Raw genomic sequence first — 17,293 nt, 5'->3', positions numbered from 1 at the left:
ACCTAGCGCTTCGAGTACTGAGGAGCCTTGCGGGCCTTCTTGAGACCGGCCTTCTTGCGCTCCTTGACGCGCGCGTCGCGCGAGAGGAAGCCGGACTTCTTGAGGGTCGGGCGGTTGTTCTCCTCATCGATGCCGTTCAGCGAACGGGCGATGCCGAGGCGCAGCGCGCCGGCCTGACCCGACGGGCCACCGCCCGAGATGCGCGCGATGACGTCGTAGGCGTCGGTGAGGTTGAGCACGGTGAAGGGGTCCTTCACGAGCTGCTGGTGCAGCTTGTTCGGGAAGTAGTCCTCGAACGTACGGCCGTTGACCGTGATGACGCCCGAGCCGGGGACGATGCGCACGCGGGCGATGGCCTGCTTGCGACGGCCGACGGCTGCGCCGGGAACGCTGAGAACGGGACGCGGGGCCGCTTCCACGGCCTGGGCGGCCGGGGTCTCGGTCGTGAACGTCTGAGGGATGTCGGTGGATTCTTCGATCTTCGCCACGAGTGTGTCCTTAGTCAGTCTGGGAGGCGCTTACTGGGCGACCTGGTCGAGGGTGAAGGCCTTGGGCAGCTGAGCGGCGTGGGGGTGCTCGGCGCCGCGGTAGACCTTGAGCTTGCGGAGCTGCTGAGCGCCCAGGCTGTTCTTGGGGAGCATGCCGCGCACGGCCTTCTCGACGGCGCGCTCAGGGTTCTTCGCGAGGAGCTCTTCGTAGGTGACCGACTTGAGGCCGCCCGGGTAGCCCGAGTGGCGGTAGGCCTTCTTCTTCTGGAGCTTCTGACCGGTCAGCGCCACCTTCTCGGCGTTGATGATGATCACGAAGTCGCCCATGTCCATGTGGTTGGCGAAGGTCGGCTTGTGCTTGCCGCGGAGCAGAACCGCGGTGTGGCTCGCGAGGCGGCCGAGCACGACGTCGGTCGCATCGATGATGTGCCACTCGCGCTGGGCTTCGCCAGCCTTGGGGGTGTACGTGCGCGTCACAATAGTGCTGCTTTCTTGATTCGAACGGAGAGGTTCGTGAATCCCGCTCCGGGGGGTTTCACCGACGGATGTCGGAGGAAACACACCAGTGGAGGGCTCACGTTCGCGGTGGCCGGCCAGCAGGGGCGCGGGCACCAAGGGTCAAGCTTACGGCATGCGGAAGCATCGGCCAAACCTCGCGCCTGGCGCGGTCCGCCCCCCATCCCCCTCTGCCGGCTCCGTGCCGCTTCAGGTGGCAGGTGGCGCCGGATACGGGCGCGGGAAGCGACCACGGCTGCCACTCGCGTTGGTGTCGCGGCGGGCGGTCACGACATCCATCCTTGCCGCTGGAAAGGATGCGGCATCGAACCCGCGCCGATTCGCGGCGATGGGGCGTCCCGTGGCACGCTCGGGTCACGCGCGCGTAATCGCCGCTTAACGCGATTCCCCTAGCGTCGGGGCATGGACACTCCCATCAAGGCAGTCATCCCCGCAGCGGGCCTCGGCACGCGCTTCCTCCCCGCGACGAAGGCGATGCCGAAGGAGATGCTCCCCGTCGTCGACAAGCCCGCTATCCAGTACGTCGTCGAAGAGGCCGTCGCGGCCGGCATCGACGACGTGCTCGTGATCATCGGCCGCAACAAGAACGCGCTGGCGAACCACTTCGACAGGGTCACCGAACTCGAGCACACCCTGGAGCGAAAGGGAGACGACGCCAAGCTCGCCCGGGTCGTCGAGACCAGTTCGCTCGCCGACATCCACTTCGTTCGCCAGGGAGACCCGAAGGGACTCGGGCACGCCGTGCTGCGCGCCAAGAAGCACGTCGGCAACGAGACCTTCGCCGTCATGCTCGGCGACGATCTCATCGATGCGCGGGATCCCCTGCTGACGCGGATGATCGACGTCAGCCGTGCCCGGTCGGCGACGGTCGTCGCGCTGATGGAGGTCGACCCCTCGCAGATCCACCTCTACGGATGCGCCGCCGTCGAGACGACGGACGAGAGCGATGTCGTGCGGGTCACCGGGCTCGTCGAGAAGCCCTCCGCGGCGGATGCGCCCTCCAACCTCGCGATCATCGGGCGCTACGTGCTGAAGCCGCAGATCTTCGATGTGCTGGAGGCCACGGAGCCGGGCAAGGGCGGCGAGATCCAGCTCACCGACGCGCTCGAGGCGCTCGCGGCCGACGAGCAGCTCGCGGGCCCCGTTCTCGGCGTGATCTTCCGCGGGCGACGCTACGACACCGGCGATCGCCTCGACTACCTCAAATCGACGATTCTGCTCGCCCTCGACCGCCACGATCTGGGGCCCGACCTCTCGTCGTTCCTGAAGGAGCTGACGCCGACGCTCTGATCGCGATCGCTTGCCACGATCGCTATACTGGGTGGGTTTCACGCCCTGCACGAACCCACCAGATCCTGCCGTACGGCACCGAGTGCACTCGATGGAGAGTCACATGGACCTCACCCCTGTCTTGCCGCTCGTCGCGGCCTGGGCGGCCGTCGCCGCCGTCATCGCCGTCCTCTTCGGGCGCATCGTCGCGCGCGCCGATCACGACGGCGAAATGGGTGCGATGACCCGCGAGGTGCTGGCCGCGGATGCGAGGGCGGTGGCCGCACGCGCCGGCATGCGCGCCGTGCGCGACGAGCGGCTGCGCTGAAGCACCCCGCCTCGTGAACCACCGGCCTCACGAGTGCGTCAGTACGCGCCGTCGCTCTGCAGCACGGCCTTGACGGTCTTGAGCAGGATCATCAGGTCGCCCGTGAGCGTCCAGTTCTCGACGTAGAACAGATCCAGGCGCACCGTCTCGTCCCAGTCGAGGTCGGAGCGGCCGCTCACCTGCCACAGTCCCGTGATGCCGGGCTTGACCAGGAAGCGGCGGTGCACCGACTTCGAGTACTGGCGCACCTCGCGATCGAGCGGCGGGCGAGGGCCGACGAGTGACATCTTTCCCATCAGCACGTTGAAGAGCTGGGGAAGCTCGTCGAGGCTGAAGCGGCGCAGGAACCTGCCCACCGGGGTGACACGCGGATCGTCCTTCATCTTGAACATGACGTCGTTGCCGCGATCCCGCGCCTCGTGCTGCAGTTCCGCGAGCCGATCCTCCGCGTCGACGTACATCGAGCGGAACTTCAGCATGTCGAAGTGGTCCCCGCTCAGGCCCACGCGGTCCTGACGGAAGAAGACGCCGCCGGGACTGGTGAACTTCACCATGACCGCGGAGATGAGCAGCACCGGCGCCAGGAGCACGATCAGCACGCCCGACGCGACGAGGTCGAAGGCTCGCTTCGTGACGAGCTTTCCGCCGCCGTAGCGCGGGGTCTCGACGTGCACCAGGGGCAGGCCGGCCACGGGTCGGGTGTGCAGACGCGGACCGCCGATGTCGGTCAGGCTGGGGGCGACGATGAGGTGCTGGCGCCCCGGCTCCAACTGCCAGCTCAGCCAGCGGACCGTCTCGGCAGACAGCTCGTTGGCGCTCGTGATGAGCACGGTGTCCGCCTCGACGCGCTGCAGCGCCTCCAGGACGTTGGTCACCGACCCCGAGATCGCGATGTCGGTGCCGGGGATGTGGTCGGCCACGCGTCCGCTCGGCGTGCAGGCGCCCACCACGAGCAGGCCGGCCGCCGGCGTGCGCTTCAGGTCGCGCGCCGTGGCGGCGATGGAATCCTCGGCGCCGATGAGAAGGACGCGGTGCGACATCCGCCCCGCCCGGCGCTGAGTGACGAGCCAGCGCCGGCACAGCCAGCGCGACAGGATCAGGCTCGGCATCGTCGCGAGAAGCCCGGCGGCGAGGATGAAGTGCAGCCCGGCCAGGCTCGTGACATACGCGAGCAGCGCGAGCGTCGTGAAGGCCAGGAAGCTGGACTGCACGATGGCCCGGTACTCCTGGCTCCCCACGCCGACGACCCGCGGGCTGCGGCTGCCGCTGAGTGAGAGCAGCACGAGGAGCGTCGCGATCAGCGCCCCCACGATGAGCCACACCGAGACCTCTCCCCGCCCATGGAGGAACGGGAGCGTGTAGGGCTGCGATCCTGCGATCGTGACGGTCAGGAGGCACGCGATGATGACCAGCGTGTCTGTCACGACGAGCAGACGCGCGTACGCCTTCTCCCAGCGATCGCGGTAGGACGTCGTCGTCGCCTCCTCAAGGGGGGCGAGAGCGCTCGGCGGCTCCTCGGGCACTTGCATCCTGTCCTCGGTTGCCGTGATGACCGCCATGTGCTGCGTACCTCCGGATGGTCATGGGTTACCCCGGGGGCCGCAGCGAGGGCGTCGACGGGCGACGTCGTTGCTCCCCCGCAACAGATCCACTCTCATCATGGACGTCGGGATCACCCCCTGAGTTACCTCTCTGTTACATCTGCATGGCCGTCTGTCTTCGCCCGCGCACCGGGCCGGCCCGCCGTCGCGCGTCTTTTCGCCGTCAGCGAGCGCTGGGCGGTTACACCCGGGAAACAGTGTCTTCACGTGGGCCGACTATGTTGCCAGTCATGCTCTCGCCCCACCTGGAGGTCCCGTGACTCAGCAGGGCCGCCTGATCGTCCCGCCCAAGCGCCGCGTTCCTCGGCGAAGGGGGGTGCTCTGGGCGAGTCTCGTCATCGTCGTCCTGGCCGTCTCGTTCGGCGCCGTCGCGGTCGCGGCATTCCGACAGGGCGCCGCTCCGCCGCCCGCGTCGCTGACTCCGGCGCCTCAAGCGTCGCCCTCGGCAACGGGCACGATCGAACCCGCCCCGGCGGGCGTCGAAGACAGCCTCACCGACGTGATCGACGGGCAGACCGTGCGGCTCGAGCTGCCGGCGGGGGATGCCGTCGGGATCGCCGTGCTCTTCCCCGGCGCGGCCGACGACCCCGCCGCGCTCCTCGCTGAGCCCTGGGCGCTCGAGCTCGGGGCAGCCGGCTGGGCGGTCGCGACGAGTGACTTCCATGGCACGAGCTGGGGATCGCCCTCGTCGACGACCGACCTGCAGGCGCTCCTGACGTGGGTCCGAACGCAGACCGACGCATCGCCGCTGCTCTTCGTGTCCACCGGCATGGGAGCGACGACCAGCCTCGCGGCCATCGCTCGCCAGCCCCTCGAACCGGTCGCCTGCTGGTATTCGGCAGCGCCCGTCGTCGACCTCGTCTCGCAGGTCGAGACCGAGCCCGCCGTCCAGGATCAGATCCTCGAGGCCTGGGGCCGGGCGCCGGGCACCGACGAGACGCCGCTGGCCTCGATCGGCTCGCTGCCGACGGAGACCGCGTACCGGGTGATCGCGCCGCCGGAGGGCTCGCCCGAGCTGCTCGCCGAGAACTCGGCCGCGCTCGTCTCGGGGCTGGAGTCATCCGGTCACACCGTCACGACGACAACCCCCACCGCCCCGGCCGACGCCGCCGTCGCCATCGAGCCCGATGATCTGCTCGGCTTCGCGGAAGGATGCGGCGCGTGACCACCGAAACGGCGACCACCAGCGGCACGACGAGAGACACGGTTCGCGTCCTGCACTCGCTCGCTCCCCCGGACGGCACCACGAAATACGTCGACCAGATGACGGAGGGCGCACCCGACGACGTCGAGGTGTCGTACTTCTCCTGGAAGCGGGCCCTCGCGGGCGACTACGACGTGCTGCACCTCCACTGGCCCGAGTTCCTGCTCCGTGCGAAGTCGGGCCGCACGCGCTTCGGCAAGCGACAGGCGATGCGCGCCACGCTGCTCGTCACGCGGGTGCGCCGCATCCCGATCGTCCGCACGGTGCACAACCTGCACCCGCACGAGCGGGGCGGCCGCGGCGAGCGGCGGCTGCTGGCGAAGATCGACCGGCGGACGACGACGTTCATCCGGCTCAACCCCACGACCGAGGTCGAGCCGTGGATGGATGCCGTCACGATCCTGCACGGCCACTACCGCGACCGCTTCGCGGAACACCCGCGCGAGGCGCGCGAAGCGGGCCTGGTGCTCTACTTCGGCATCATCCGGCCGTACAAGGGCGTCGAGAAGCTCATCGACGTCTTCACATCGCGCGACCGGCCCGGGCAGCGCCTTCGCATCGTCGGCTCGCCCACTCCCGAGCTGAGCGAGCGGATCGCCTCGCTCACCGCCGATACGCCCGACGTCACGACGCGCCTCGCGTTCGTCGACGACGACGAGCTCGTGCGCGAGATCAGCCGGGCCTCGCTCGTCGTGCTCCCGTACGCCGAGATGCACAACTCCGGCGCGGCGCTCGTGGCCCTCTCGCTCGATCGCCCGATCCTCGTGCCGCGGAGCGCATCGAATTCCGCGCTCTCCGCGGAGGCGGGACCGGGCTGGGTCATCGAGTACGACGGGGAGCTGACGGATGCCGCCCTGTCGGCCGCCCTCGAATCCGCTCGCACGATCGACCCTTCGTCCCGCCCCCGGCTCGACGGCCGCGACTGGGACGAGGTGGGCAGGCGGCATCGGGCGGTCTATCGCGACGCGATGATCGCCGCCGGAAGCGGAAGGATGAGAGCCCGATGACGACGCGACTGGGCCGCATCGCGGCCGTGGTTGCGATCGCCGCGCTCGCCTTGACCGGCTGCGCGGCGACGCCCGCGTCCGCGCCGTCGACGTCCGCCCCCGGCGTCGATGTCGAGCGGGACATCACCTACCGGGAGGTGGACGGGCAGGAGCTGCAGCTGGACGCCTGCCTGCCGGGCGACCACGAGCGGCCGCTCCAGACGCTCGTCCTCGTCCACGGCGGGGCGTTCGAGACCGGCGACCGGTCGACGATGCTCGGCGTGTGCGAGATGCTCGCCGCCGGCGGATTCGCGGCGTTCGCCGTGGACTACCGGCTCATCCCCGACACCTACCCGGCGCAGGTCGACGACGTGAGCGCCGCGGTGGCGTGGCTGCGCGAGCCCGCCCAGGTCGAGGCCTTCGGGCTCGGCGATCAGCTGTCGCTGCTCGGCAGCTCCGCGGGCGGGATCATCGCACTCAGCGCGGCCGCGGCCGCCCCCGTGCCCGTGACATCGGTCGTGACCCTCTCGGCCGCCGGCGACCTGACGGCCGACGCCGCGGCGCTCGGACACCCCTCGGCCGCCCTGGAGAAGGTCGTGCTGGCCTACCTCGGATGCAAGAGACCGGAGGACTGCGCGGTGGCGGGCGAGGCATCCCCGCTCACTGTGGCCGCCCGCCTGCCGCGCACCCTCCTCGTGCACGGCTCCGACGAGATCATCCCGATCGAGCAGGCCGAAGCGCTCGACGGGGCGCTCGATGCCGCCGGGGTCGAGCACGAGCTGATCGTCGTGCACGGCGACCGGCACGGTCTGCAGCTTCTCAACAGCAAGACACGGGCCGCGATCCTCGCCTTCCTCGACTCGAACTCGTCACCATGACTTCACACAACGCTCATCGAACGCAACAAGCACGCAACATGACCTCGATAGGTTCGACGTGTTCACTCGCAACCGGAGCGTGGCGTTCCGTTGCGTGGCGTCGTGGATCCGGAGCACGAGTCCTGGACTGACCGTCAGGCACCGACGAACGGACACCGTATGAGCTCCACGACACTGATCCGATCAATCAAGAAGTGGTGGTGGGCCGTCATCGCCCTCACCCTCGCGGGCGGCCTCGCCGGTGCGGCCAGCACGCTGCTGATGACTCCCGAGTACTCGTCGAGCAGCCAGATCTTCGTCGCATTCGACGCACCGACGGGAGCGGGCTCGGCCGAGCTCGTGCAGGCCAACAACTTCGCGATCCAGAAGGTGTATTCCTACCAGGAGGTCGTCGACTCTCCCCGCGTTCTGGCCGACGTGATCGACACGCTCGGACTCGACACGACGACCGACGAGCTCGCCCGCGACGTCTCGGTCTCGGTGCCCGCGAACAGCGCCGTCATGCAGATCAGCGCCACGGCCGCGAACCCGCAGGATGCCGCGACGCTGACGACCGCTGTCGTCGAGTCGTTCAGCGACACCGTGCGGGAGCTCGAGACGCCCTCCGGCGGCGGCGTGCCGCCCGTGCGCATCGAATCACTGCAGGACCCGATCCCCGCCGAGGACCCCTCGTCGCCCAACGTCCTGCTCAACATCGCACTCGGCCTCTTCGTGGGTCTCGCCGCCGGCGTGATCTGGATCGCCGTCGCGGCCGTCTCCGACCGCCGCGTCTATTCATCGGCCAGCCTCGCGGGCCGCCACGAGTCGATCCGAAGCCTCGGCACCGTGCCCGCGCCATCCGGCGCCTCCTCCGTCACCGAGGTCTACGATCAACCGCTGAGTCGGGTCGCCGAGGCCTACCGCACCGTCGCCGCCACACTCGGGCACACTCCCGGCGCGCGGCTGGGCATCGTCGCGGTCGCATCGGCGACCCCTCGCGACAGCACATCGGCCCTCACCGGCAATCTCGCCCTCGCGATGCAGGAGTTCGGTGTGCGCACCGTGCTCGTCGATGCCAACCTCCGCTCCGGCACGATCTCATCCTCGCTCGGGCTGACCGGTCCCGGCCTCGCCGAGTGCCTGACGGGCACGTCGACCGTCGCGAACGCGCTGCAGACGGTGAACGGGCTGACTGTCCTTCCCTCAGGCGCCCCGACCGAGAGCCCGGCGGAACTGTTCTCGGGACGCCGCTTCGAGGAGATCCTGAAGACGCTCAGGTCGCAGTTCGACATGGTGCTCGTGGATGCCGCGCCCGCGCTTCCGCTGAGCGACACGCTGTTCGCGGCGACCGCCGCCGATTCCACCGTTCTCGCAGTCTCGGCCGGCCGGGTCACTTCGTCAGAGGTCACCGCCGCGGTGGACGCGCTGGCAGCCGTGAACGCCGATGTCATCGGCGTCGTGGTGCTGGATGCCGCCGTGTCGGGTGTGGATGCCGACCCAGCGGCATCGATGTACCGCGACCTGCGACCCGCCGGGGTTTAGCATCGCGGGGCACCAGGTCGATGCCGTGCGAGTCCTCATCCTCACCACCTCGCTCTCCGGCGGCGGTGCCGAGTTCGTCGCCCGCACGTGGGCGAGCTGGCTCGGCGCCCGCGGCCACGACGTGCGCGTGCTCACCACCTCGGGGTGCACCGCGCGCACGCTGGAGGGCGGCGCGCGCGCCCGCGCCCTCGAGGGCCGGGGGCATCTCGGTGCCGTCCGTGCGCTCCGCGCGGAGCTCACCCGCGAAAGCGCCGACGTGGTCCTCGCGCTGCAGAGCTACCCCAACCTCGTCGCGATCGCCGCGCTTGGCGCACGCCGGAGCCGTCCCGCCCTGATCGTGAGCGAGCGCAACATCACCACCCGCGAACACGAGCCGGTCGGCCTCGGCGAGCGGCTGAAGATGTGGCTCGCCCGGCGCCTGTACCACCGCGCCGACCTGGGCATCGCGGTCTCCCATCCGGTGGCCGCACAGCTCGTGAGCGCGTTCGGTATGCGCGGCGGTCAGGTCGTCGTGGTTCCCAACCCGTCAGCGCACTCTGCTGAAGTGCGGGCGGCGGAGGTACGGGGCGCGGAGGTACGGGGGTCTGAGATGCGGCGGGCCGAAGCACCGGGCGCCGACGCACCGCGGACAGAAGTGCGCGAGGCCGACGGCATCCCACTGCATCTCGTGCTGCCCCTCCGCCTCGTACCGCAGAAGCGGGTGGAGCTGGCGGTAACGGCCGCCGCGCTGTTGCGCGCCGGCGGTGCCGACGCCCGCCTGCTGTGCTTCGGCCAGGGCCCCGGCCGGCCGGCCCTGGAAGCGTCGGCGCACGCCGCCGCTGTGCCGCTGTCTCTTCGCGGCTGGGTCGAGGATTGGGTGGCCGAGACCCCGCCGGGCTCGATCGTCGTGCTGCCGTCGTACCGGGAGGGTTTCGGCAATGTGCTCGTCGAGGCCGCCCTCGGCGGCATCCCGAGCGTCGCGATCTCCAATTCCTACGGCGTCGCCGACGCGCTCGTTCCGAGCATCACGGGCGAGCTGGCCCTGACCGGCACCCCCGAGGCCGTCGCGGCCGCAGTCCTCCGCGCGCGGAGCTCGTCGATGCGACACGTCAGCGGCTGGGCCCAGCGCTTCTCGACCGACGAGAGCGGCCGCCTGCTCGTGGCGTCCCTGCACAAGGCAATAGCGAGGAGAGACCGCGCATGAGAATCCTGGCATCGGCCGTGGGCCAGTACGACAACGTGGGTGACACCGTGCTGCGACGAGGGTTCCTCGATCACCTCCGAACGATCGCGCCCCTGCGGGTCTACGTCGGCGACAAGACCGACGACTACATCAGCGGTCTCGGCCTCCACGCCGACGACATCCCCGTCCGCGACTCGAAGGAGTGGCGCCGCGCGGTGTCGAAGCAGCTGCTGACCGGCAGCGGGGTCTACGCGTTCGACACGGGCGAGACGGAGGTGCAGGCGGCATTCGCCAAGCGCTACCTGAAGCTCGCGCCGCTGCTCGTCGTGAACCGGCTTCGCGGCGGCGTCGCGGTGCAGCTCGGCGTCGGTGTGCGGGAATCCACCGTGTGGCGCCACCCCATCGCGGCCGTCCTCCGGCTCTGCCACATGGTCTCTTGGCGGGACTCCCCGAGCCGCAGCATCATGAACCTCGGCACCGTCACCCCGGACTGGGCGTTCGCGCTCGGGTCGCCGGACGAGCTCCTCGCCGATGCCGAACGCCCGCGGCCGCTGCTCGCCATCGCCGTCCGTCAGGGGCTCAGCCACGCGGCCAGAGAGAAGCCGAGCACCGAGTGGATCGACGCCGTCGCGTGGCTCGCCGAACAGCTCGGCCTGCGGCCGGTGGTGCTCGCCCAGATCGAGCGCGACGGCCCGCTGGCCCGCGAACTCGCCGCCCGGCTGGGGTGCGATGCGGTCGTGTGGCTCGATGATAATCACGCGCGCCAGGAGGAGCGGCTTCGCGCCGTCTATCGCGACAGCGCCATCGTGCTGAGCGATCGCCTCCACGCGGTCGTGATCGCCGCGACCGAGGGAGCGGTGCCGATCGCCCTGAGCAGCGGGCCGATGGACAAGGTCACCCGAACGCTCGAGGGGGCGGGCATCCCGCGTACGAGCGTTGCCCGCGACCTCGGCGATCGCGACGCCGCCCTCGCGACCATCCGTGACGCCCTCGGCCGAAGGTCCGCGATCATGGTGGCGGTCACGACCGCCCGCACCCGGCTGGCCGCCGTCACCGACACCCTCCGCGCACGGGTGCACCGCACGGCACGGGTGCACCGCAAGGAGAAGGCGGCGTGAACGGCCCGCTCGTCACGGTCGTCATCCCGGCCTACCGCGCGGCGGAGTATCTCCCCGACACCGTCGCCCGTCTCGCCCGGCAGGAGTTCGCCGACTTCGAGGTCGTGATCGTGGAGGACGGATCGGGCGATGAGACCGCCGACGTCGCGCGTGGGCTCGATCGCCGCTACGAACGGGTGCGCGCGATCGTGCTGTCCGTGAACGGCGGAGTCGCCCGCGCCCGCCGGCGCGCGGTCGATGAGGCGACGGGTGAATATCTGTGGTTCGTGGATGCCGACGACACTTGGCCCGACGACGCCCTCGTCATCCTGGCCGACCTCGCACGCGAGTCGCGCGCCGATGTCGTCGTGGCAGGTGCGGAGTTCGTCTACCAGGACGGCGGGCGTCGCCCGATCGCGGCCCCGCAGTCGGCCCCGGTGACAGGGCCCGAGGCATTCGGCATGCTGCTGCGCGGCGAGCTCACGGGTCACCTCTGGAACAAGCTGTTCCGCCGCAGCGTCATGCAGCAGTGCTCTTTCGCTCCCGCGCGGGTGCAGTCCGATCTCATCATGGTGGCCGATGCCCTGTCCCACGCCGATCGCGTCGTGTTCTCCCCGAGCTCGGTCTACGAGTACCGGCTTCGGCCGGGATCGATCATCACCTCGACATCCAAGCGCGCCGAATCGCTCGCCATCATCGACGAGGCGGTGCGGGCGGATGCCGAGCGCCTCGGCCTGACCGCATCCGAGGACTACCGCTACTTCCGCGCCCGCTACATCCAGCTCTCCGGCATCAAGGATGCCCTGCTCGCCCCCTACGACCCCGTCGAACGCGCTGCGCACCTCAGCGCCCGGCGTCGCAGCCTGACCGCTGCGGACGTGTGGCTCTTCGCCCGGCGCCGCGACGCGCGACGCTTCGCCCTCGCCGCGACCGCCAAGACGTCCGTGCGTGCGCACCGCGCACTCCTGAAAGCGGCCGAGCGGTGAACACGCGTGTTACGCGACAGCGACGATCGCGTGAAACATCGCACGCGCACGGAGGAGCCGCCTGCATGCCTGACCTAGCATGGGAGGCGACATCGGGTCGGCACGCATTCCTCGGAGTGCACTGGGGGCGGACATTGCCAGAGCCACGTCGTCGCCGGCCGGGAACCGCGCGACGCGGGCGCCATCGAAGGAATCTGCTGATGACACGATCACCGCTCCTCCCGAACGCCGCTCTGACCGTCCTGGCGACCCTGCTGCTGTCAGCGGCCGCGGTGACGGTGCCATCGCCCGCCCGGGCCGCCACCACCGTCGGCGCGGGCACCTACCAGGAGACATCCGCCGCGATCGCCTATGCGGGCAGCTGGAGCACGCTGCGCTCGTCCGCGTCGAGCGGGGGCTACATCCGATACTCGAGCTCAGCGACGGCGTCCGCGACGCTCACCTTCACCGGGCCGAACATCACCTGGTACACCTGGAACTCTCCCACCGCCGGAATCGTCGACGTGTACGTCGACGGCGAGTACCGCACCAGCGTCGACAACTACTCGCGCTCCACCACTTACGGCGTGCTCGCCTTCAGCGCGCATGACCTGTCCGCCGGAGCGCACACGATCAGCATCCGCGCGACCGGCCGCGCGAACCCCGCCTCATCGGGCAAGGTCACCCACCTCGACTCCTTCGTCGTCGGCGAGAACCGCTCACCCGACACGACCCCCACCGACGCCTACCGCTACGACGCGTGTCCCGCGGCGACCGTCACCGTCGCGACGGCGACGCAGCTGACCGCGGCCCTCGCCGCGGCGCGGCCCGGCAGCGTCATCTCCCTCGCACCGGGGACGTATCGCGGCGGCTTCCAGCTGACCGCCTCCGGCACTGCGAGCGCGCCGATCTGGGTCTGCGGTCCGCGCAGCGCGGTCGTCCAGGCCACGTCGACGTCCTCGGGCACGGCGCTTCGCGTGACAGGCACCGAGCACGTGCGCCTCGCCGGGTTCACGGTCTCGGGGGCGCTCCAGGGCGTGATGGTCAAGCAGAGCAGGTATGTGACCGTGGCCGATCTGGTCGTGAAGGACACGGGCTACGAGGGGATCCACCTGTACGGCAACACCACCGACAGCGGCGTGCTGTACAACACCGTCGCCCGCACCGGCAGCCACGACGTCGCGTTCGGGGAGGGCATCTATATCGGCACTTCGCAGCGCCGGTGGGCGGAGGTCACCGGCGGTGCGGCGGATCGCTCCGACCGCAACACGATCATCTACAACACGATCATCGACGCCGGCGCCGAGCCGATCGAGGCGAAGGAAGGCACCAGCGCCGGGCGCATCGAAGGCAACACGATCACCGGCCGGCTGAGCGGCTCGCGGGCCATCGGCTGGATCCTGGTCACCGGCAATGACTGGCTCGTGGCCGGCAACACCGGCACGGATGCCGTCACCAACGGCTATGCGTCGATGTACTGGGACACATGGGGCTATCGCAACCAGTTCGTCCGGAACACCGGCGCGGTGGACGCGAGCGGCAACGGCGTCTGGGTGCATGGCGCGGATCGAGGCGTGCTCGTCGGCTGCGATAACCGCGTCACCGGTGCCGCGGGAGGGCTGACGAATGTCTTCTGCACTCCCTGAGCTCACCGAGGCGGCGCCCCGCCGCGGCCGCCCGCGCGTGGCGTTCGTCGTCACCTCGCTGCACGGCGGCGGCGCCGAGGCGGTGGGCATCGCCTGGATGACGTGGTTCATCGACGCGGGCCACGATGTCAGCGCGATCATGGTCTCCGACAAGCCGGTGTCCGAGCTCGTGCCCTCCAGCGTCACGGTGCATCGCCTCGGCACGCTCCGCGGGCACGGCGCCAAGGTGAGCGCCCTGCGCCGGCTCTTCCGAGCTGAGGCGTACGACGCCGCGGTGGCGCTGCAGACGTACCCGAACCTGCTGGCGATCGCGGCCCGCGGTCGGTCGCAGAGCGGGCCCACGCTCGTCGTCACCGAGCACAACCTGATCAGCCTCGGGCTCGCGGGTTCGTCGCCGTCGCACCGCGCCAAGGTGTGGCTCGCGAAGCGCTGGTACCGGCGGGCGGATGCCGTCACCTCGGCGTCGCACCCCGTGGGCGCCGAGATGGCGGCCGCCTTCGGCGTCCCGCCGAGCCGCAGCCTCGTCGTGCCGAACCCCGCGCTGGCGAAGGTCACCGACCGGACGCCGGTCGCCCGTGTGCCGGGCACGGAGGCGGGCGTCCAGCTCGTGCTCGCCTGCCGGCTCGTTCCGCAGAAGAGCCCTCACCTGGCCCTGCACACCGCTCGCGCCCTCGCGGCCCGGGGCATCCGCACCGAGGTCGTCTCGTTCGGCGGCGGCCCGCTGCAGGATGAGCTCGTCGCCCTCGCCGATCGGCTGGGCGTGCCGTTCACGCCCCACGGGTGGGTCGAGGACTGGTTCGAGCACTTCGCGGAGAACTCCGTCGTCATCCTCCCCTCGCACCGCGAGGGGCTCGGCAACGTGCTCGTCGAAGCGGCGGCGCGGGGCGTCCCGTCCGTCGCGGTGTCGACGGCCCTCGGCGTCGCCGACGCGATCATCCCGGGCGTCACCGGTGAGCTGGCGCTCGATGACGATCCGGAGTCCATCGCCGATGCGGTCGAGCGCGCCGCGTGGCTCGACGTGAGCGGTGTCGACGACTGGCTCGAACGCTTCAGCGCCGACTCGAGCGGATCCCTCCTTCAGCAGACGATCGACTACGCCCACCTCATCCGGGCGGCGAGATAGATCGTGCGTCGGCCGCGTCTGGGGATCGTGGCGGCGGTGGCGGGCTCCACGGCCGCGCTGGTCGCCGTGCTCGCCATGCTCGTGGCGATCCCCGCGCATGCGCCGGTCGTTCCGCCGGGCATCGAGGACCCCTCCGGCGGCACGACGGCCGGCGCGCGCACGGACGACGAGGCGCTCCGCTTCGGCGACGGGAGCTATCTGAACGGCCACGACTATCTGCGGGGGGTGAACATCTACAGCCTCGTCTTCGCCGGCAAGCAGGCAGACCCGACGGCCCTCGGCGAACCGCAGTCGAGTTACGACTACCTCGCCTCGCGGGGCGTGAGCATCGTCCGTCTCGCCGTGCCGTGGCAGAGGCTGCAGGAGATTCCCGAGGGGGGCGGGGCCCTCGATGGACTCGCCGCCCCGGTGAGCACCCCGTACCTCGATGCGGTCGAGGAGCAGGTGCGCAGGGCCGCCGCCGCCGGCATCCGCACGATCATCGACCTGCACAACGGGTGCACCTACCCGTGGGGTGCCGGCGCGTTCGTCGAGGGCAGCGTGCGCTGCGGCGACGGCATCAGCGAAGCGCACGTCAGCACGATCTGGACCAGCATCGCGGAGCGCTTCCGCGGCGACGAACGGGTCGCCGCCTTCGACATCTTCAACGAACCGCGGTGGTCGGTCGGCGTCGACGTCTACAAGCGGTATGCCCAAGTGGCCGTCGACGCGATTCGCGCCACCGGTGATCAGCACACGCTGTGGGTGGAAGGCATCCTCAGCGACACGCGCGGCCGGGTCGCCGCGATCGCGCCGGACGGACCATGGATCGCCGACCCGCTCGGCAAGGTGATGTACTCAGAGCATTTCTACGACAACGAGGCGGGCGATTCGTTCGACCCCGGGGTGGACCACACCCGCGTGCTCGAACGGCTCAGCACCTTCGCCCGGTGGTGCCGTGAGTGGGCGGTGCGCTGCTCGGTGGGCGAAGTGGGCTGGCCGTCCGGCGGCGCCGGCGGGGTGCAGACCGCGGAATCCGGCGAGGCGTGGAACGACCTGTTCGAGCGGTTCTACGCGATCGCCGACGAGTACGAGCTCGACGTCACGTATTTCGCGGCATCCAGCGTCAAACAGGTGGGAACGCTGCTGGCGTACGTCGGGAGCGAACCCGGCCTCCCCTCACCCAGCGGAATCGACACGGCTCTCTCGCAGGCGGAGGTCATCGAGCGGCATCCATCGCGCCCCTCTGAAGAGAGCGGACTCAGTTCGCCACAGTGACGGTGATCGGCGCGCTGACGCCCACGTTGCCCGCGGCGTCCGTCGCCCGCGCCGTCGCGACGTAGGTGCCGTTCGGCGTCGCGGACGTGTTGGTGTTGAACGTCAGCCGGTAGTCCGACCCCGTGAACGCCGCAGTACCCATCCGGCGGGTGCCGACGTAGATGCCGACATCGACGACGCCCACGTTGTCGGTGGCGTTGATGATCACGGTCGTCGTGCCCGAGAGCGTGGCACCGCTCACGGGCTGCACGAAGCTCACCACGGGCTGCTGGGTGTCGGGCGGGGGCGTCGAGCCGAAGGCGCTCCAGCGCTCCGCCGCCGCCAGGAAGTCCGCGGTGGCGAAGCCGGGGGTGCTGTGCCCGTTCGCATGCGTGCGCAGCGACGCCTCGGCCGCGACAGGAGCCGCGAGGGCCAGCAGCGCGAGCCCGTGGTCCTGCGGCGGCACCACCGTGTCGCTCTCATTCGGCTGCGACACCACGATCCGCATCTTCGCCGCGGTCCACGACGCCGCCGGGTGGCGTGCGGGATTGGCCGCCTCGATCGCGGCAAGGTCGTCGCCGAAAGCCGCGATGATGGAGGCCTGGCCGCTGCCGCCCTGGTCGTAGTGGGCGCGGAGGTTGTAGGACGAATTGACGTTGTACATGCCCGCGATGTTCGGCAGCAGCCCTGTCGCGTACGTCTCGATGCAGAGGGCACCCCCGCCCGACGTCGAGCGCAGGGTGTTGGTCGAGATCGTGAAGAGCCCCGACATGTACGAGTAGCCCGCCACCTGGAGGGCGACGGCGGTGGGGTGGGAGTAGAGGGTTCCGCCCGCCGTCTGGCAGATCGCGATCGCGCCGCGATCGACGACGGCTTGCGAGCTCGATTTGAATCCGCCGTCGAGCGCGTTGTGATCGCTGCCCGATCCGTGGAAGAACCACACGACCGGCACCGGCACGCCCGAGTACGGCTTCACGGACTGCGGGACGTAGATGCGCGCGGCATCGCCGTCGATGCGCACGCAGACGTTGTCGAAGAGCGTGCCTCCCGTCGTCACCTGATTCGCCCTGCGGAAGTACTCGCCCGGCAGCTTCGGGGTCGGGGAGGGCGTGGCCGCCCACGCGGGGGCACCCGCGGACGCGAGCAGCAGACCGCCCACCCCGCCCGCGGCGATCGTCATGAACCCTCGACGCGAGAGCTCCTTGGGGGAGCGTGCGTCGTGCTCGACTTCGTCCATCATGTGCCGTCCCCGCTCTGAAGGAGTCCGCACGAA

16 protein-coding genes are annotated in these 17,293 nt (G+C 70.3%); 12 read left to right on the top strand and 4 right to left on the bottom strand.

Translation table 11 applies throughout. The features are described 5' to 3' along the window. Positions 1-2: 2 nt before the first annotated feature. Positions 3-488 carry a 30S ribosomal protein S9 gene (gene rpsI / locus VNT50_RS09215; RefSeq protein WP_325484817.1) on the bottom strand — a complete coding sequence of 162 codons (486 nt, stop codon included), beginning with the start codon at positions 486-488 and terminating at the stop codon, positions 3-5. 30 nt (positions 489-518) lie between these two features. Continuing rightward, entirely contained in the window at positions 519-965 is a 447-nt protein-coding gene (gene rplM, locus VNT50_RS09210; RefSeq protein ID WP_325484816.1) for a 50S ribosomal protein L13, read from the bottom strand. Positions 966-1,406: 441 nt separating this feature from the next. Here rplM and galU point away from each other — a divergent pair, with 441 nt between their 5' ends. Together galU and VNT50_RS09200 are read left to right on the top strand one after the other, a co-directional pair. Then, positions 1,407-2,294 carry a UTP--glucose-1-phosphate uridylyltransferase GalU gene (gene galU / locus VNT50_RS09205; protein ID WP_325484815.1) on the top strand — a complete coding sequence of 296 codons (888 nt, stop codon included), beginning with the start codon at positions 1,407-1,409 and terminating at the stop codon, positions 2,292-2,294. Positions 2,295-2,397: 103 nt separating this feature from the next. Then, positions 2,398-2,601 (top strand): hypothetical protein, encoded by a 204-nt coding sequence (locus VNT50_RS09200; protein ID WP_325484814.1) that lies wholly within the window; start codon positions 2,398-2,400, stop codon positions 2,599-2,601. A gap of 38 nt (positions 2,602-2,639) precedes the next feature. On the opposite strand, the gene VNT50_RS09195 is transcribed toward VNT50_RS09200, so the two are convergent. Beyond that, positions 2,640-4,160 carry a sugar transferase gene (locus VNT50_RS09195; protein ID WP_325484813.1) on the bottom strand — a complete coding sequence of 507 codons (1,521 nt, stop codon included), beginning with the start codon at positions 4,158-4,160 and terminating at the stop codon, positions 2,640-2,642. A gap of 298 nt (positions 4,161-4,458) precedes the next feature. On the opposite strand from VNT50_RS09195, the gene VNT50_RS09190 reads away from it, so the two are divergent. The 10 genes from VNT50_RS09190 (at position 4,459) to VNT50_RS09145 (ending at position 16,041) form a co-directional block, all read left to right on the top strand. Beyond that, on the top strand, positions 4,459-5,367 hold the full coding sequence (locus VNT50_RS09190) for an alpha/beta fold hydrolase (RefSeq protein ID WP_325484812.1): 909 nt from the start codon (positions 4,459-4,461) through the stop codon (positions 5,365-5,367). Beyond that, positions 5,364-6,413 carry a glycosyltransferase gene (locus tag VNT50_RS09185; RefSeq protein WP_325484811.1) on the top strand — a complete coding sequence of 350 codons (1,050 nt, stop codon included), beginning with the start codon at positions 5,364-5,366 and terminating at the stop codon, positions 6,411-6,413. The genes VNT50_RS09190 and VNT50_RS09185 overlap by 4 nt, the downstream gene beginning before the upstream one ends. Next, positions 6,410-7,270 (top strand): alpha/beta hydrolase, encoded by an 861-nt coding sequence (locus VNT50_RS09180; protein WP_325484810.1) that lies wholly within the window; start codon positions 6,410-6,412, stop codon positions 7,268-7,270. Before VNT50_RS09185 ends, VNT50_RS09180 begins: the two co-directional genes overlap by 4 nt. A gap of 159 nt (positions 7,271-7,429) precedes the next feature. After that, positions 7,430-8,791, top strand: coding sequence for a tyrosine-protein kinase domain-containing protein (locus tag VNT50_RS09175; RefSeq protein WP_325484809.1), 1,362 nt, complete (start codon positions 7,430-7,432; stop codon positions 8,789-8,791). A gap of 25 nt (positions 8,792-8,816) precedes the next feature. Beyond that, a complete protein-coding gene (locus VNT50_RS09170) occupies positions 8,817-9,974 on the top strand; it encodes a glycosyltransferase family 4 protein (protein ID WP_325484808.1) in 1,158 nt (385 codons plus the stop codon). Beyond that, entirely contained in the window at positions 9,971-11,071 is a 1,101-nt protein-coding gene (locus VNT50_RS09165) for a polysaccharide pyruvyl transferase family protein (RefSeq protein ID WP_325484807.1), read from the top strand. The genes VNT50_RS09170 and VNT50_RS09165 overlap by 4 nt, the downstream gene beginning before the upstream one ends. Then, positions 11,068-12,036, top strand: a complete 969-nt coding sequence (locus VNT50_RS09160) for a glycosyltransferase family 2 protein (RefSeq protein ID WP_325484806.1) — start codon at positions 11,068-11,070, stop codon at positions 12,034-12,036. Before VNT50_RS09165 ends, VNT50_RS09160 begins: the two co-directional genes overlap by 4 nt. A 200-nt stretch (positions 12,037-12,236) precedes the next feature. Next, positions 12,237-13,661: a right-handed parallel beta-helix repeat-containing protein gene (locus VNT50_RS09155; protein ID WP_325484805.1), complete on the top strand. Its 1,425-nt coding sequence runs from the start codon at positions 12,237-12,239 to the stop codon at positions 13,659-13,661. After that, positions 13,642-14,784, top strand: coding sequence for a glycosyltransferase (locus VNT50_RS09150; protein WP_325484804.1), 1,143 nt, complete (start codon positions 13,642-13,644; stop codon positions 14,782-14,784). Before VNT50_RS09155 ends, VNT50_RS09150 begins: the two co-directional genes overlap by 20 nt. A gap of 36 nt (positions 14,785-14,820) precedes the next feature. Continuing rightward, positions 14,821-16,041, top strand: a complete 1,221-nt coding sequence (locus VNT50_RS09145; protein ID WP_325484803.1) for a glycoside hydrolase family 5 protein — start codon at positions 14,821-14,823, stop codon at positions 16,039-16,041. Here VNT50_RS09145 and VNT50_RS09140 read toward each other — a convergent pair. Continuing rightward, positions 16,025-17,260 carry an Ig-like domain-containing protein gene (locus VNT50_RS09140; protein ID WP_325484802.1) on the bottom strand — a complete coding sequence of 412 codons (1,236 nt, stop codon included), beginning with the start codon at positions 17,258-17,260 and terminating at the stop codon, positions 16,025-16,027. The two genes, VNT50_RS09145 and VNT50_RS09140, sit on opposite strands and share 17 nt — an antisense overlap. Positions 17,261-17,293 lie beyond the last annotated feature (33 nt).

The sequence above is a fragment of the Microbacterium sp. genome (assembly GCF_035554235.1).
Taxonomy (GTDB): domain Bacteria; phylum Actinomycetota; class Actinomycetes; order Actinomycetales; family Microbacteriaceae; genus Microbacterium.
Note: the sequence above shows the minus strand (reverse complement) of the source record. Positions and strands in the feature narration are given on the sequence as shown.

Bases quoted from the DNA above. Each gene is read 5' to 3' on its own strand.
- VNT50_RS09195 (WP_325484813.1), bottom strand. From the start codon at position 4,160: ATGGCGGTCATCACGGCAACCGAGGACAGGATGCAAGTGCCCGAGGAG.
- VNT50_RS09165 (WP_325484807.1), top strand. From the start codon at position 9,971: ATGAGAATCCTGGCATCGGCCGTGGGCCAGTACGACAACGTGGGTGAC.
- VNT50_RS09200 (WP_325484814.1), top strand. From the start codon at position 2,398: ATGGACCTCACCCCTGTCTTGCCGCTCGTCGCGGCCTGGGCGGCCGTC.
- VNT50_RS09150 (WP_325484804.1), top strand. From the start codon at position 13,642: ATGTCTTCTGCACTCCCTGAGCTCACCGAGGCGGCGCCCCGCCGCGGC.
- VNT50_RS09180 (WP_325484810.1), top strand. From the start codon at position 6,410: ATGACGACGCGACTGGGCCGCATCGCGGCCGTGGTTGCGATCGCCGCG.
- VNT50_RS09155 (WP_325484805.1), top strand. From the start codon at position 12,237: ATGACACGATCACCGCTCCTCCCGAACGCCGCTCTGACCGTCCTGGCG.
- VNT50_RS09140 (WP_325484802.1), bottom strand. From the start codon at position 17,260: ATGATGGACGAAGTCGAGCACGACGCACGCTCCCCCAAGGAGCTCTCG.
- VNT50_RS09175 (WP_325484809.1), top strand. From the start codon at position 7,430: ATGAGCTCCACGACACTGATCCGATCAATCAAGAAGTGGTGGTGGGCC.
- galU (WP_325484815.1), top strand. From the start codon at position 1,407: ATGGACACTCCCATCAAGGCAGTCATCCCCGCAGCGGGCCTCGGCACG.